The 13,706-nt window shown below is 59.1% G+C and carries 14 protein-coding genes; 10 read left to right on the top strand and 4 right to left on the bottom strand.

All coding sequences use genetic code 11. From position 1 onward, the window contains the following. Nucleotides 1-504, top strand: a 504-nt coding sequence (locus tag ACQKPC_RS27495) for a winged helix-turn-helix domain-containing protein (RefSeq protein ID WP_427627720.1), incomplete at its 5' end; no start/stop codon positions are given. Beyond that, nucleotides 497-1,885, top strand: a complete 1,389-nt coding sequence (locus ACQKPC_RS27490) for a sensor histidine kinase (RefSeq protein ID WP_427627718.1) — start codon at nucleotides 497-499, stop codon at nucleotides 1,883-1,885. The genes ACQKPC_RS27495 and ACQKPC_RS27490, both read left to right, overlap by 8 nt. A gap of 129 nt (nucleotides 1,886-2,014) precedes the next feature. On the opposite strand, the gene ACQKPC_RS27485 is transcribed toward ACQKPC_RS27490, so the two are convergent. Next, entirely contained in the window at nucleotides 2,015-2,836 is an 822-nt protein-coding gene (locus ACQKPC_RS27485) for an HDOD domain-containing protein (RefSeq protein ID WP_427627716.1), read from the bottom strand. Nucleotides 2,837-2,871: 35 nt separating this feature from the next. Next, nucleotides 2,872-3,813 (bottom strand): YgfZ/GcvT domain-containing protein, encoded by a 942-nt coding sequence (locus ACQKPC_RS27480; RefSeq protein WP_427627714.1) that lies wholly within the window; start codon nucleotides 3,811-3,813, stop codon nucleotides 2,872-2,874. 148 nt (nucleotides 3,814-3,961) lie between these two features. On the opposite strand from ACQKPC_RS27480, the gene ACQKPC_RS27475 reads away from it, so the two are divergent. Continuing rightward, nucleotides 3,962-4,216: a succinate dehydrogenase assembly factor 2 gene (locus ACQKPC_RS27475; RefSeq protein WP_007898624.1), complete on the top strand. Its 255-nt coding sequence runs from the start codon at nucleotides 3,962-3,964 to the stop codon at nucleotides 4,214-4,216. Next, complete coding sequence (locus ACQKPC_RS27470) at nucleotides 4,200-4,652, top strand: protein YgfX (protein WP_427627712.1); 453 nt, start codon at nucleotides 4,200-4,202, stop codon at nucleotides 4,650-4,652. The genes ACQKPC_RS27475 and ACQKPC_RS27470 overlap by 17 nt, the downstream gene beginning before the upstream one ends. On the opposite strand, the gene nadB is transcribed toward ACQKPC_RS27470, so the two are convergent. Then, nucleotides 4,621-6,237 carry an L-aspartate oxidase gene (gene nadB / locus ACQKPC_RS27465; RefSeq protein WP_008074472.1) on the bottom strand — a complete coding sequence of 539 codons (1,617 nt, stop codon included), beginning with the start codon at nucleotides 6,235-6,237 and terminating at the stop codon, nucleotides 4,621-4,623. The two genes, ACQKPC_RS27470 and nadB, sit on opposite strands and share 32 nt — an antisense overlap. Before the next feature lie 557 nt (nucleotides 6,238-6,794). Between nadB and rpoE the strand changes: the two genes are divergently transcribed. The 4 genes from rpoE to ACQKPC_RS27445 all read left to right on the top strand — a co-directional run bounded on the left by rpoE (nucleotide 6,795) and on the right by ACQKPC_RS27445 (nucleotide 10,639). Next, a complete protein-coding gene (gene rpoE, locus ACQKPC_RS27460; protein ID WP_003172477.1) occupies nucleotides 6,795-7,376 on the top strand; it encodes an RNA polymerase sigma factor RpoE in 582 nt (193 codons plus the stop codon). Nucleotides 7,377-7,406: 30 nt separating this feature from the next. Then, on the top strand, nucleotides 7,407-7,994 hold the full coding sequence (locus ACQKPC_RS27455; RefSeq protein ID WP_007898648.1) for a sigma-E factor negative regulatory protein: 588 nt from the start codon (nucleotides 7,407-7,409) through the stop codon (nucleotides 7,992-7,994). Nucleotides 7,995-8,002: 8 nt separating this feature from the next. Beyond that, the gene (locus ACQKPC_RS27450; protein ID WP_427627709.1) at nucleotides 8,003-8,965 is read left to right on the top strand and encodes a MucB/RseB C-terminal domain-containing protein; all 963 of its coding nucleotides are present in this window, start codon (nucleotides 8,003-8,005) and stop codon (nucleotides 8,963-8,965) included. Nucleotides 8,966-9,208: 243 nt separating this feature from the next. After that, nucleotides 9,209-10,639, top strand: a complete 1,431-nt coding sequence (locus ACQKPC_RS27445; RefSeq protein ID WP_427627707.1) for a DegQ family serine endoprotease — start codon at nucleotides 9,209-9,211, stop codon at nucleotides 10,637-10,639. A gap of 77 nt (nucleotides 10,640-10,716) precedes the next feature. Here the strand turns inward: ACQKPC_RS27445 and ACQKPC_RS27440 are convergent, their stop codons facing one another. Further along, nucleotides 10,717-12,150 carry a M48 family metalloprotease gene (locus tag ACQKPC_RS27440; protein ID WP_007898653.1) on the bottom strand — a complete coding sequence of 478 codons (1,434 nt, stop codon included), beginning with the start codon at nucleotides 12,148-12,150 and terminating at the stop codon, nucleotides 10,717-10,719. A gap of 97 nt (nucleotides 12,151-12,247) precedes the next feature. Here ACQKPC_RS27440 and ACQKPC_RS27435 point away from each other — a divergent pair, with 97 nt between their 5' ends. Then, the gene (locus ACQKPC_RS27435; RefSeq protein WP_008074470.1) at nucleotides 12,248-12,487 is read left to right on the top strand and encodes a sulfurtransferase TusA family protein; all 240 of its coding nucleotides are present in this window, start codon (nucleotides 12,248-12,250) and stop codon (nucleotides 12,485-12,487) included. 31 nt (nucleotides 12,488-12,518) lie between these two features. Further along, nucleotides 12,519-13,589 carry an AI-2E family transporter gene (locus ACQKPC_RS27430; protein ID WP_008074469.1) on the top strand — a complete coding sequence of 357 codons (1,071 nt, stop codon included), beginning with the start codon at nucleotides 12,519-12,521 and terminating at the stop codon, nucleotides 13,587-13,589. The last annotated feature ends 117 nt before the right edge of the window (nucleotides 13,590-13,706 follow it).

The raw sequence follows: 13,706 nt of genomic DNA, 5'->3' as shown, positions 1-13,706 counted from the left end.
ATGGATGGCTTCGAAGTGCTGGCGCGCTTGCGGGCCCGGGGCAAGAACCTGCCGGTGCTGATGCTGACCGCCCGCAGCGACGTCAAGGATCGGGTCCATGGCCTGAACCTTGGGGCCGACGATTACCTGGCCAAACCCTTCGAACTGACAGAGCTCGAAGCCCGGGTCAAAGCCTTGCTGCGCCGCAGTGTGCTCGGCGGTGAACGTCAGCAGCGTTGTGGCGTGCTGGCCTATGATCTGGACACCCGGCGCTTTACCCTTGGTGAAGAATTGCTGACCCTGACCTCCCGCGAGCAGGCGGTGCTCGAGGCCCTGATCGCCCGTCCCGGTCGGGTGATGAGCAAGGAGCAACTGGCCGCCCAGGTCTTCGGTCTGGACGAGGAGGCCAGTCCCGATGCCATCGAAATCTATGTCCACCGCTTGCGCAAGAAACTCGATGGCCAGCCGGTAGCCATCGTGACGTTCCGCGGCCTTGGCTACCTGTTGGAAAGCCGCGATGCATAAGCTCAGCAGCCTGCGCTGGCGGCTGCTATGGAACCTCGCGCTGCTGTTGGTGGTGTTGATGCTCGCCAGTGGTTTGAGCGCTTACTGGAACGGTCGCGAAGCCGCTGACACTGCTTATGACCGGACCTTGCTGGCCTCGGCGCGGACCATCGCCGCCGGCCTGTCCCAGCGCGACGGCAGCCTCAGCGCCAACGTGCCTTACGTGGCCCTCGATACATTCGCCTACGACAGTGCCGGGCGAATTTTTTACCTGGTCAACGACATCAACCAGAAGTTGATCTCGGGCTACGAAAACCTGCCACCGCCGCCGCCGGGAACGCCGCGTACCGATGATTATCCGGCGCTGGCGCGTTTCTATAACGCGACTTATCAAGGGCAGAACGTGCGAGTGGTCAGCCTGCTCAAAGCGGTCAGCGAGCCGAACATGAACGGCATGGCGGAAATCCGCGTGGCGGAAACCGATGAGGCACGGGTCCGCATGGCTCGCAGCCTGATGGCCGACACGTTGTTGCGTCTGGGCATGTTGGCGATCGGTGCGCTGCTGCTGGTGTGGTTTGCGGTCAGTGCGGCGCTACGCCCGCTGGAACGCTTGCGCACGGCGGTGGAAGAGCGTCAGCCCGATGACTTGCGGCCCTTGCCGTTGGTGGAAGTGCAGCACGAGTTGGGGCCGCTGGTGCGTGCGCTCAATCACTTTACTGAGCGTTTGCGCGGACAGTTCGAGCGCCAGGCGCAGTTCATCGCCGATGCCGCCCACGAATTGCGTACCCCGTTGGCGGCGCTCAAGGCACGGCTCGAACTGGGCTTGCGATCGAACGAACCCGAAACCTGGCGCAGCACCCTGGAAACCGCCGCCCAGGGCACAGATCGCCTGACCCATTTGGCCAATCAATTGCTTTCGCTGGCACGGGTCGAGAATGGCGCCCGGGCAATCGCCGAGGGCGGTGCGCAGTTGCTCGACCTCAGTCAGTTGGCCCGTGAGCTGGGCATGGCCATGGCGCCGTTGGCCCATGCGCGTGGCGTGGCGCTGGCACTGGAAGCCGACGAACCGGTGTGGCTGCGCGGCGAGCCGACGCTGTTGAACGAACTGTTGAGCAATCTGGTGGACAACGCGCTGGCCCACACGCCACCGGGCGGCAATGTAATCCTGCGGGTCATGGCACCGGCGGTGCTGGAGGTTGAGGACGATGGCCCGGGAATTCCCCTTGAAGAGCGGGATCGGGTGTTCGAGCGTTTTTATCGGCGTAACGATCAGGTGGCCGGATCAGGACTGGGATTGGCCATCGTCGGCGAGATCTGCCGCGCCCACCTGGCGCAGATCAGCCTGCACGATGGCGAGCGGGCGGGGTTGAAGGTGCGGGTGAGTTTTATCGCAGGAGAGTGAACACAGCCCTGTGGCGAGGGGGCTTGCCCCCGTTGGAGCGCGAAGCGGTCCCCGGCGTCCGTCTGGTATCTAGCAGGTTTTTACGACTGCTGCGCAGCCGAACGGGGGCAAGCCCCCTCGCCACAGAAATCAATAAAACATCGACCGAGACTCTTCCAGATCCTTGCACATCGCCTTGTTCTCCGGATCGATCCCTAGCTTCTTGAAGGCCGGCACGCTAAATGGATCAATACGGGCCAGTGGATGATCGGTGTCCTTGTGGCAGTACAGGCTGGCCACTTGCACCAGATCGACATAATCGACCCGCTCCGATTGCCGCTTGAAATCCAGATACAGCCCCGGTAATTGCACCAGCATTTCCGGAAACTCCCAGACCCTGAGCAATTTATCGCCGAGCAGCGGGTGAATCCGGTCGATCACATGGTTGAGGCTGACCGGGTCAGACAGCAATTCATAGTGATCTTCGGCGTAGGTGAGGATCGGCAGTACACCAATCTGATGCACGAGCCCGCCGAGCGCGGCCTGATCAGGCTTGAGCTGTGTGTAATTGCGGCACAGCGCATAGCTGACGCCGGCGATCTCCAGGCTCTTGCGCCAGACTTCGCGCATTTTCTGTTCCACCACTTCGGAACGGGCATTAAAGATCTGTTCCATCACCAGGCCGATGGCCAGGTTGCTGCTGTAATTGACGCCCAGACGGGTGATGGCCGTGTGCAGATCAGTCACTTCCTGGGTTGCGCGCAGCAACGGGCTATTGACCACTTTGATCAGGCGCGCCGACAGCGCGGTATCTCGGCCAATCACTTTGCTCAATGTGCTGACACTGATTTCCGGGTCTTCGGCGGCCTTGCGAATCTGCAGGGCCACTTCCGGTAACGTTGGCAGAACCAGGTCATCGTTATCGATGGCCTCAACCAAATCCTGTTGGACCTTATCCGCCAGCTCGCTCATTTCTTTTCTCTAGGGTATTGCGACAAGTGCTGCTGTTAACGCTGGATTTCGCGATCACGATCCAGTTGGTAAGGCAGGTCGAGCAGATGCAGGCCCGGACCTTCGAGTGCGCCAAGGTGCAGGTTGCCATCTTCTGCAGCTTCGGCTTGCAGCACGGCAAGGAGTTCAATGTTTTGCCCGGTGCGGGCGGCCAGCACCACTTCACCGATCGAACTGCCGTGGGTCGGGGAGAACAGTTGGGTACCGGGCTCCGGTAATTCGCTGGCCTCCAGTTGCAGGCGATACAACCGGCGCTTGAGCTTGCCCAGGTATTGCATGCGCGCGACGATTTCCTGGCCGGTGTAGCAACCTTTCTTGAAACTCACACCACCGACGGCTTGCAGATTGAGCATCTGCGGGATGAACAGCTCGCGGGTGCTCGGCATGACCTGACCGATCCCGGCGCGGATCTGGCCCAGCAGCCATTGGTTCAATTCACCTTCGGCCAACAGAGCGGACAGCTTGCCCTTTATGGCGTCGGCTTGATCGGCGCGAACCCAGAGTTCAGCGCGGTTCGGCGAGACGCGAAGGGCGATCAGGCCGTCATTGCGCGCTACGCTGTCGGTTTCTGCCGGTAGTTCCAGGCCCAGACTGGTCAGTGCCGCATCGCCATGCTCAAGGCCAAAGCGAACCCAGAAGGCACTTTCATCGGTCAGTTTCGATTTGGAGAACACCGCGTACTTTTTCAGGTCCGCCAGTTGCGGCTCCAGCAGCTCGATGGCCATCGCCATGAGCACACCGTCGCCTTCCAGCAGAATGCGGAAACTCGACTGCATCCGGCCTTTCTGCGTGCAACGCGCGCCAAGGCTGGCCTGGGTGTCGCTCAGGTAATTAAGGTTGCAAGTCAATTGGCCTTGCAGGAATTTGCCGGCATCCGCGCCGCGTACCGCGAGAACGCCTTCGTGAGACAGGGTGCAGAAAAAAGCAGAATCGGCCATGGGTCATCGCAGGGTAAAGAGTCCGAGGGACATCATAAGGGGGCGCCCATGAAATGGGTAGTTCACAAAGGATCGATGGGGGCGACCAACGCCGACTGTTCGAGCGGGCCCGGGGCTGTATACTTGCCGCCTATTTGAGGAGCGCTCCATGGTCGAAGATGTTGAACTGAATCGCCTCTACTGGCACAGCCGCCGCGGCATGCTTGAGCTTGACGTGTTGCTGGTGCCGTTTGTGAAAGAGGTTTACCCGCACCTCAACGAGGTCGATCGCGCGTGCTACGTCAGGCTGCTCGAATGCGAAGATCAGGACATGTTCGGCTGGTTCATGGAGCGTGCCGAGTCGGAAGATCCGGAGCTTCAGCGCATGGTTCGCATGATCCTGGATCGTGTCCAGCCCAAGTAACGTGTTCGAATGCCGCTGGCATGCCTCACGGCAGTTGCTGGCGGCGTATCTTCTGGCCCAGCTGTTCGCGCTGGGTTCGTTGTTTCTTCTTTTCATACCGGTCTGGGCCAGTTTGCTCGGCGCTTTTTGCTGTCTGGCTCATGGCGTCTGGGCATTGCCGCGACAGATTTTGCTGACACACCCACAGGCGTTTCGCGGCTTGCGTCGCGATGCCGATGGTTGGCAGTTGTGGAATCAGGCGGTAGGTTGGCAGCCCGTGCAGCTGCGGCCGGACAGTCTGGCGTTGCCATTGATTGTGGTACTGCGTTTTCGTCTGCGCGATGAGCGACGGATCAGGGCGATCTGTGTGCCGCGCGATTCGCAGGCGGCGGATGTGCACCGACGCCTGCGGGTTCGGCTCAAGTTCAGTCGGCGTAGGTGGGCGGCACCAGAATAGTGTCCAGGGCGACCGGCAACATGTTCGGATAGTCGAGGGTGTAATGCAGGCCGCGACTTTCCTTGCGCTCCATGGCTGACCGGATCATCAGGTCTGCTACCTGAGCGAGGTTGCGCAGCTCGATCAAATCCCGGCTGACCTTATAGTTGCTGTAGAACTCGTCGATTTCGTCCAGCAACAGTTGCACTCGGTGTTGAGCCCGTTGCAGGCGCTTGTTGGTGCGCACGATGCCGACGTAGTCCCACATGAATCGCCGCAGTTCATCCCAGTTGTGCGCAATGATCACGTCTTCGTCCGAATCGGTGACCTGGCTCGCATCCCAAACGGGCAGGGCGGTTGGAATCGATACTTCTGGCAACTGCTCAAGAATGTCTGCCGCCGCCGAACGAGCGTAAACGAAACACTCCAGCAGCGAGTTGCTGGCCATGCGGTTGGCGCCATGCAGGCCGGTGAAGCTGGTTTCGCCAATCGCATACAGGCCCGGCACATCGGTGCGACCCCGCTGATCGACCATCACGCCACCGCAGGTGTAGTGCGCCGCCGGTACCACCGGGATCGGTTGCTTGGTGATATCGATGGAAAACTCCAGGCAGCGTTCATAAACCGTCGGGAAGTGCGTCTTGATGAAATCTTCGGGTTTGTGGCTGATATCCAGATAGACGCAGTCGATACCCAAGCGCTTCATCTCATGGTCGATGGCGCGGGCGACGATGTCCCGTGGTGCCAGCTCGGCCCGTGGGTCGAAACGCTGCATGAAGCGTTCACCATTGGGCAGCTTCAGATGGCCGCCTTCGCCGCGCAGGGCTTCGGTGATCAGGAAACTCTTGGCTTGTGGGTGATAAAGGCAGGTGGGGTGGAACTGGTTGAACTCCAGGTTTGCCACCCGGCAGCCCGAACGCCAGGCCATGGCGATACCATCACCGCAAGCACCGTCGGGGTTGCTGGTATAGAGGTAGACTTTTGCCGCGCCGCCCGAGGCAAGGATCACGAAGCGTGCGCCGTAGGTGTCGACTTCACCGGTGCCGCGGTTAAGCACATAGGCGCCGAGGCAACGGTCGCCTTCAAGGCCCAGGCGCTTTTCGGTGATCAGGTCGACCGCGACCCGCTGCTCCAGCAGTTCGATGTTGGGACGCTGCTTGGCCTGATCGAGCAGGGTTCTGAAGATCGCTGCGCCCGTTGCGTCAGCTGCGTGGATGATGCGCCGATGGCTGTGACCGCCTTCGCGGGTCAGGTGAAACTCGAAACCACCGTCTTCGGTGCCGGACTGTTCATCGCGGGTAAAAGGCACGCCTTGGTCGATCAGCCATTGAATCGCCTCTCTGCTGTGCTCGACCGTAAAGCGCACAGCGTCTTCATGGCACAGGCCACCGCCGGCGTTGAGGGTGTCATCGACATGGGATTCGACAGTGTCGGTGTCATCCAGAACGGCAGCGACACCGCCCTGGGCCCAGAAAGTTGAGCCATTGGCGAGGTCGCCTTTGCTCAATACGGCGATGCGCAAATGACCGGGCAAGGTCAGCGCAAGGCTCAAGCCGGCAGCACCGCTGCCAATTACCAGAACATCGTGTTGAAACTGTTGGCTCATTTCAGGATTCCGCTCAAAGCGACCCGGGTCGGGGTTGGCGCAAGACAGCTGGATCGGCGAGTCAAGACAGCCACACAGCCCACTAGTATATAGAGGGGGGGAGCGGCACAATAGCCGGGCCAGCATGGCATTGTGAAACTACTGTGACGGAAAAGGCTGGACACTTCGTCGGAAGTTTTTTTGATGGCTTCGGCGACAAGAGGACTGTATCGCGGATTTAACAGTCTTTTTCTCTTCACGGTTGCACAATGTCGGTTTCGGGCAGCTATAAATATGGAACTTTTGCCAAAGGCCCAAGATCAATAGACGGTTGCCTGAAACAAGGGACAGCGTCGGCTTCGGTGCAGGACTTGCGATTGGGTCCTTGCTGATGAATCCGATGACAAGATTATTCGCGCAGCCGGGTTATCCCGCGCTGCGCTTTTCGTGCGTGCCAAATCAGAGCCCGCAGGAAACTTGCTTGGAGGGGGAGAACTTTTGCGAAAAGCCCGAGTCTATGTTTGCAAGTCTGGTCGTTCAGTAATGCAAGCCTCCTTCGAGCTTATCGAGGAGTGTTCATGCTAACCCAGGAAGAGGATCAGCAGCTGGTCGAGCGCGTTCAACGCGGCGACAAGCGAGCTTTCGATCTGCTAGTGCTGAAATACCAGCACAAAATTCTCGGGTTGATCGTGCGGTTCGTGCACGACACCCATGAAGCCCAGGATGTCGCACAGGAAGCCTTTATCAAGGCATACCGTGCACTTGGTAATTTTCGCGGAGACAGCGCGTTTTATACGTGGCTTTACCGCATCGCCATCAACACGGCGAAAAACTATCTGGTTTCACGCGGCCGCCGGCCGCCGGATAGCGATGTCAGTTCCGAGGATGCAGAGTTCTACGACGGCGATCATGGCCTCAAGGATCTCGAGTCGCCAGAACGTGCATTGCTGCGGGATGAGATCGAAGGCACCGTCCATCGAACCATTCAGCAACTGCCAGAAGATTTGCGTACGGCTTTAACTTTACGTGAATTCGATGGTCTGAGTTACGAGGACATTGCCAGCGTCATGCAGTGTCCGGTGGGTACCGTGCGCTCCCGGATTTTCCGCGCCCGGGAAGCCATCGATAAAGCCCTGCAGCCGTTGTTGCAGGAAAACTGAGACAGCGGCGACAGCCAAGAGAGGAACGCCATGAGTCGTGAAGCCCTGCAGGAATCGCTGTCCGCAGTGATGGATAACGAAGCGGACGAATTGGAATTGCGTCGGGTGTTGAATGCCTTCGACGATGTTGAAACCCGCGATACCTGGGCTCGTTACCAGATCGCTCGGGCAGTTATGCACAAGGATTTGTTGCTTCCTCGTCTGGACATCGCTGCGGCAGTCTCTGCTGCGCTGGCTGACGAAGCCGTACCGGCAAAAGCTTCTCGCGGTCCATGGCGCAGCCTGGGTCGTCTGGCAGTTGCTGCTTCGGTGACCGTTGCCGTGCTGGCAGGTGTTCGTCTGTATAACCAGGACGAGATCGCCGGTGTCGAGTTGGCCCAGCAATCCAGTCAACCGGGTCTGACCGCTCCTCAGGTCAAGGGTCCCGCTGTATTGGCAGGCTACAATGAGAGTTCGGAAGCCACTGGCCCTATGGCCAACGGCGTATTGCAAGGTCAGCCAGGCTGGCACGATCAGCGTCTGCCAGGTTACTTGCGCCAACATGCTCAACAGGCTGCATTGAAAGGTACTGAGAGCGCTCTGCCTTACGCTCGTGCAGCAAGTCTGGAAAACCGTTAAGGAGGATCATGCGCGCCATACCTCTACTTACGCTTCTGCTCAGCGGCTGGTTTGTTGTTCCAGCCCACGCCGATGAAGCCCAGGACTGGCTGAAGCGTCTGGGACAGGCGGAGCAAACGCAGAGCTTCCACGGTACTTTCGTCTACGAGCGTAACGGTAGTTTCTCTACCCATAACATCTGGCATCGCGTCCAGGATGGCAAGGTCCGCGAGCGTTTACTCCAGCTCGACGGCTCGGCACAGGAAGTCGTGCGCATTGATGGGCATACTCAATGCGTGAGCGGCACCCTGATAGCAGGGCTGGGGGACTCACCCAACTCCACCGCTCGTGCACTCGATCCACAAAAGCTAAAGAATTGGTATGACCTTGCCGTCATTGGCAAGTCGCGTGTGGCCGGGCGTGCGGCGGTGATCGTGTCGTTAAAGCCTCGCGATCAGCATCGTTACGGTTTTGAGCTGCATCTGGACAAGGAAACCGGTTTGCCGTTGAAGTCATTGTTGCTCAATGACAAAGGGCAACTGCTGGAGCGGTTCCAGTTCACCCGACTGGACACTGCCGAGATGCCTTCCGACAGCGATTTGCAGCCAGGTTCTGACTGCAAAACCATTACCCTCGACAGTGACAAGGCTTCCGCCGTCAAAACTGCGCAGGTCTGGCATTCGGACTGGTTACCGCCAGGTTTCGAGCTGACCAGCAGTACCTCTCACAAGGACCCGGAGACCAAAGCCCAGGTCAACAGTCTGATGTTCGACGACGGTCTGGCCCGATTCTCGGTATTCCTTGAGCCGTTGAATGGCGCAACAGTCACTGATACGCGCACCCAGCTGGGGCCAACCGTTGCTGTCTCCCGGCGATTGACTACACCGCAAGGCGAGATGATGGTGACCGTTGTCGGTGAAATACCGATTGGCACCGCCGAACGGATTGCGCTGTCTATGCGCAACGATGCCGCGGCTACCAGCAAGCAGTGAGCTGATCAGCCTCGCCCATCTGGGGCTGGTTGGAGCGGGGATCGGTAATGGCTGTCGCGCCATTAATGTCTCGAAATGTTTTGCCGAGCATTTTCATTTGCAAATATCCCGAAAATTTTTTATAGGTCAGAGCCCCCTCGGCTCTGGCCTTGTTTGTTGTTCCCGGAACAAAAATACCGGCGTATCGTTTCCGGTGTTCCTTGCTCCATATCGCTTAACCATGCTCGTCGTAACGGGAGCCGTATGTCGATACCACGCTTGAAGTCTTATCTCTCCATTTTTGCCACCGTGCTAGTACTCGGTCAGGCGGTCGCTGCGCAAGCGGTCGAGTTGCCTGACTTCACGCAGTTGGTCGAGCAAGCCTCGCCCGCGGTGGTTAACATCAGTACTACCCAGAAGTTGCCGGACCGTAAGGTGTCCAGCGATCAAATGCCTGACCTTGAAGGCTTGCCGCCGATGCTGCGCGAGTTCTTTGAACGGGGCATGCCGCAGCAGCCGCGTTCCCCTCGTGGCGATCGTCAGCGTGAAGCGCAATCCCTGGGCTCGGGCTTTATCATTTCGTCCGACGGTTACATCCTGACCAACAACCATGTGATTGCCGATGCCGACGAGATTCTCGTGCGCCTCGCCGATCGCAGTGAGTTGAAGGCCAAGCTGATCGGTACCGATCCGCGCTCCGACGTTGCTTTGCTGAAAATCGAAGGCAAGGACCTGCCGGTTCTGAAGCTTGGCAAGTCGCAGGACCTGAAAGCCGGTCAGTGGGTCGTGGCCATCGGTTCGCCGTTCGGCTTTGATCACACGGTGACCCAAGGTATCGTCAGCGCCATCGGCCGTAGCCTGCCAAACGAAAACTATGTGCCGTTCATCCAGACCGACGTGCCGATCAACCCGGGCAACTCCGGTGGTCCGCTGTTCAACCTGGCCGGTGAAGTGGTCGGCATCAACTCTCAGATCTATACCCGTTCCGGCGGCTTCATGGGCGTGTCGTTCGCGATCCCTATCGATGTGGCGATGGACGTCTCCAATCAGCTGAAAAGCGGCGGTAAAGTCAGTCGTGGCTGGTTGGGGGTAGTGATCCAGGAAGTGAACAAGGATCTGGCCGAGTCGTTCGGTCTCGAGAAGCCGGCCGGTGCGCTGGTGGCTCAGATCCAGGATGACGGACCGGCTGCCAAGGGTGGTCTGCAAGTGGGCGACGTGATCCTCAGCATGAACGGTCAACCGATCGTCATGTCCGCCGATCTGCCGCACCTGGTAGGCGCGCTGAAGGCTGGCTCGAAAGCCGATCTTGAAGTGATCCGCGAAGGCAAACGCAAGAACGTCGAGCTGACCGTCGGCGCTATCCCTGAGGAAGGCAAAGAGCTGGAAGCCCTGCCTAAATCCAGCGTCGAGCGCAGCAGCAATCGCCTGGGTGTTTCCGTGGCCGAGTTGACCGAAGAGCAGAAGAAAACCCTCGACCTCAAAGGTGGCGTGGTTATCAAGGAAGTTCAGGATGGCCCTGCTGCCCTGATCGGCTTGCAGCCGGGCGATGTGATCACTCACCTGAATAACCAGGCAATCGGCTCCTCCAAGGAATTCACGGACATTGCCAAGGCACTGCCGAAGAACCGCTCGGTGTCGATGCGGGTTCTGCGTCAAGGTCGCGCCAGCTTCATCACCTTCAAACTTGCTGAGTAAACCGGTTGTCGGCTGAATAAAAAACCGCCTCGAAAGAGGCGGTTTTTTTGTACCTGGATTTTTTGTTTCTGAAGCGGTCAGCCCATCATGTCCTTGACCATGCGTTCCTGCTCCATCAACTCACGTTGCCGTGCGTCGATCCGCGATGACAGCGGGAAGTTGCTGCCAGCTTTGCGCTTGGCGAAGTCCAGTTGCTGGATTGCCTGGCGATAGTCGCCCACCAGCGCAAAGTACTCCGCACGAGCCTGATGCAGGCCGATGATGTTGCCCGACAGGCCACGAGTCTCGGCCACCATGTACCAGACGTCCGGATCATCGGGTCGGCTCTTGAGCAGGGTCTCCAGTGCTTTTTCCGCTTCGGCCGCTCGATTCTGCTTGAGCAACAGGTCGACGCGCACCTGATTCAGCGGGTAGTTGCCGGGGTATTGAGTGAGCATCCGGTCGACCCGAGATTGAGCATCGGGCAGACGATTATTGGTGATGTCCAGATCGACCTGTGCCAGGTTGTAGATGATCTCGTTCGGCGATTTGGCCAGCAGCAGCTTGAGGTTCTCCCGAGCCTCATTTAGCTGGCCACCCTTGATCTGGGCGATTGCCAAGCCATAGCGCGCGACATCGTTTTTCGGGTTTTCATCGAGTTGGGCCCGAAAGCGCTTGGCGCCCAGGCCTGGGGTTTCTTCATAGATCAGTTGCACGCGCGCCCGAATCAACTGGTAACGCATGCTGTCTTCGATACCGCCCGGTTTGGCCTGTTCGGCGCGGTTGCGGGTGTCGGCGATCCGCGATTCGGTTACCGGGTGAGTCAGCAGGAATTCTGGTGGCTTAGCGTCGAAGCGGTACTGGCGCATCAGCCGTTCGAACATGGTCGGCATCGAGCGCGGGTCGTAGCCGGCCTTTTCCAGATTCATGATGCCGATACGGTCGGCTTCCTGTTCGTTCTGGCGCGAGAAGCGTCGTTGTTCCTGAATCGCCGCTGCCTGGGTACCGGCAATGGCCGCGATCCCTGCATCGCCTGCACCGGCCGCGGCAATCACGATGCCAGCCAGCAGCGCAGCCATCATGGGCACTTGCATGCGTTGCGACGCTTCGACACCGCGGGCGAAGTGACGCTGCGACAAGTGAGCCAGTTCGTGGGCCATTACCGAAGCATATTCACCCTCGGTCTGGGCATTGAGGAACAAGCCACCGTTGACGCCGACGATTCCGCCCGGCGCAGCAAAAGCGTTGAGCTGCGGGCTGTTGATCAGGATGAACTCCAGGCGCCGGTCATTGACCTGGCTGGTTTCTACCAAACGGTAGACGCTGGATTCGACGTAATCCTTGAGCTGCGGATCGTTGAGCTGCGACACCTGACTGCGCAACAGCGCCAGCCAGGCACGGCCCAATTGGTGTTCCTGTTGCGGCGAGACGATGGCAGAACTGGCGTCACCAAGTGACGGCAAGTCGTCGGCGAAGCCCGGTGAGGCGAGCAGGCAAGCGAGCGTCAGCAGGGTAGGGCGCAAAAAAGTCATGCACAAAGCCTTAGTCGACAAAGACCTTACTGTAGCCGGACACTACGCTTGGGACCAGATATTCTAAGCGGCTTAACCCCCGCCCCGGAGTGATTCAATGACTGACACAGTAACCCACGACGCCGAACTGGACGCCAGCGGTCTGAATTGCCCGTTGCCGTTGCTCAAAGCCAAACTGGAGCTCAACCGACTGGCCAGCGGTGCGGTACTCAAGGTGATCGCCACCGATGCAGGTTCCCAGCGCGACTTTCGCACCTTTGCCCGATTGGCCGGTCATACGCTGCTTCGTGAAGAAGATGAGGCGGGTGTTTACCGCTATTGGTTGAAAAAAGCCTGAAACCTGCTGCGTTCGTTTCTAAGGATTATTGATGTTCAAGGTGTTACGCGACTGGATTCAGCGCTACTTCTCGGATGAAGAAGCCGTGGTGCTGGCGGTGCTGCTGTTTCTGGCATTTACCGCGGTGCTCACCCTGGGTGGAATGCTCGCGCCCGTACTGGCCGGTATGGTGCTGGCGTATCTGATGCAGGGGCTGGTAGTGACCCTCGAGCGCCTGCGCGTGCCGGGTGGCGCGGCGGTGGGGCTGGTTTTCGCGTTATTCATGGGGTTGTTGCTGGTTTTTATCATCATCGTGGTACCACTGCTCTGGCACCAATTGATCACGCTGTTCAACGAATTGCCCGGCATGCTCGCCAAGTGGCAGTCGCTGCTGTTGCTGCTGCCCGAACGCTATCCGCATCTGGTGTCGGATGAGCAAGTGCTGCAGGCGATCGAAGTGGCGCGAGGTGAGATCGGCAAGTTCGGCCAGTGGGCGCTGACATTCTCGTTGTCGAGCCTGCCGCTGCTGGTGAACATCATGATCTACCTGGTGCTGGTGCCGATCCTGGTGTTCTTCTTTCTCAAGGACCGGGAGATGATCGGCCAGTGGGTCCGCGGTTATCTGCCGCGCGAGCGGGCGCTGATTACCCGGGTCGCCCAGGAAATGAATCGGCAGATCGCCAATTACATTCGTGGCAAGGTCATCGAAATCTTCATTTGCGGTGGCGTGACTTACATCGCCTTCGTGGCGCTGGGGCTCAACTATTCGGCGCTGCTGGCGTTGCTGGTGGGTGTGTCGGTGGTGGTGCCTTACGTCGGGGCGGTGGTGGTGACCGTGCCAGTGCTGCTGATTGCACTATTCCAGTGGGGCTGGAGCGATCAGTTCATCTATTTGATGGCGGTCTACGGGATCATCCAGACACTGGACGGCAACGTGTTGGTGCCACTGCTGTTCTCGGAAGCGGTCAACCTGCACCCGGTGGCGATCATTTGCGCGGTGCTGTTGTTTGGTGGGTTGTGGGGCTTTTGGGGGGTGTTCTTTGCGATTCCCCTGGCGACGCTGTTCAAGGCTGTGCTGGATGCCTGGCCGCGCAAGGAACCTGTGGTGGCGCCGCTGCTTTAACGGTCAGTACTGGTTATGCGGTGAGGCTGATGGCCCCATCCCGAGCAGGCTCGGTCCCACAAAGTTTGCGCAAATCCTGTGGGAGCGAGCCTGCTCGCGATGGCGTCCGAACAGGCA

This window comes from Pseudomonas sp. NPDC089918, from assembly GCF_050280605.1.
GTDB lineage: Bacteria > Pseudomonadota > Gammaproteobacteria > Pseudomonadales > Pseudomonadaceae > Aquipseudomonas.
Note: the sequence above shows the minus strand (reverse complement) of the source record. Positions and strands in the feature narration are given on the sequence as shown.

Coding starts and splice junctions, on each gene's coding strand:
- ACQKPC_RS27490 (WP_427627718.1), top strand. CDS start 497: ATGCATAAGCTCAGCAGCCTGCGCTGGCGGCTGCTATGGAACCTCGCG.
- ACQKPC_RS27485 (WP_427627716.1), bottom strand. CDS start 2,836: ATGAGCGAGCTGGCGGATAAGGTCCAACAGGATTTGGTTGAGGCCATC.
- ACQKPC_RS27480 (WP_427627714.1), bottom strand. CDS start 3,813: ATGGCCGATTCTGCTTTTTTCTGCACCCTGTCTCACGAAGGCGTTCTC.
- ACQKPC_RS27475 (WP_007898624.1), top strand. CDS start 3,962: ATGGTCGAAGATGTTGAACTGAATCGCCTCTACTGGCACAGCCGCCGC.
- nadB (WP_008074472.1), bottom strand. CDS start 6,237: ATGAGCCAACAGTTTCAACACGATGTTCTGGTAATTGGCAGCGGTGCT.
- rpoE (WP_003172477.1), top strand. CDS start 6,795: ATGCTAACCCAGGAAGAGGATCAGCAGCTGGTCGAGCGCGTTCAACGC.
- ACQKPC_RS27455 (WP_007898648.1), top strand. CDS start 7,407: ATGAGTCGTGAAGCCCTGCAGGAATCGCTGTCCGCAGTGATGGATAAC.
- ACQKPC_RS27450 (WP_427627709.1), top strand. CDS start 8,003: ATGCGCGCCATACCTCTACTTACGCTTCTGCTCAGCGGCTGGTTTGTT.
- ACQKPC_RS27445 (WP_427627707.1), top strand. CDS start 9,209: ATGTCGATACCACGCTTGAAGTCTTATCTCTCCATTTTTGCCACCGTG.
- ACQKPC_RS27440 (WP_007898653.1), bottom strand. CDS start 12,150: ATGACTTTTTTGCGCCCTACCCTGCTGACGCTCGCTTGCCTGCTCGCC.
- ACQKPC_RS27435 (WP_008074470.1), top strand. CDS start 12,248: ATGACTGACACAGTAACCCACGACGCCGAACTGGACGCCAGCGGTCTG.
- ACQKPC_RS27430 (WP_008074469.1), top strand. CDS start 12,519: ATGTTCAAGGTGTTACGCGACTGGATTCAGCGCTACTTCTCGGATGAA.